Origin of the sequence: Bradyrhizobium sp. Ce-3 (assembly GCF_022835695.1) — a bacterium.
Classification (GTDB): Bacteria; Pseudomonadota; Alphaproteobacteria; order Rhizobiales; family Xanthobacteraceae; genus Bradyrhizobium.
Genome location: NZ_BQUV01000034.1, coordinates 1 through 396, shown reverse-complemented (window position 1 = coordinate 396; position 396 = coordinate 1). Strand labels below are relative to the sequence as shown.

Sequence of the window (396 nt, the reverse complement as noted above, 5' to 3'; positions counted from 1 at the left end):
TTACGCCATCAAGGAAGCGATGATCGCGAAGGATCACGTCAAAGACCTGGATGTCAACATTTTCTTCATGTGAGCCCCTGTTTCGAGAGACTCTCAAGGCGGCCGGCCTCAACTAGTACCTCTTCGAAATGGCCAACATCCGGAACCAGGATTCCTGGGTGCATTCCGGCGAACCGGAACAGGCGACCCGGAAAGCCATGGACCTCGTGCGGATGGCCGTCTCCAAGGTCGGGCTCCTCAATCCCCTGCCTGAGATCGTTGTGGGGGTGCAGCAGTCCGCACTGGTCATCGGCGGTGGCCCATCGGGCATGACAACGGCGCTGGAACTGGCCGATCACGGCTTTCCCGTTCACCTGGTGGAAAGATCCAATCTCCTGGGAGGCCAGGCGCGGTTCC

Annotated in this window: 1 pseudogene; it reads left to right on the top strand. The window is 59.6% G+C overall.

The features are described 5' to 3' along the window. Positions 1 to 71 precede the first annotated feature (71 nt). Positions 72 to 396, top strand: a pseudogene (locus BRSPCE3_RS35710) (NAD(P)-binding protein); the annotation flags it as partial.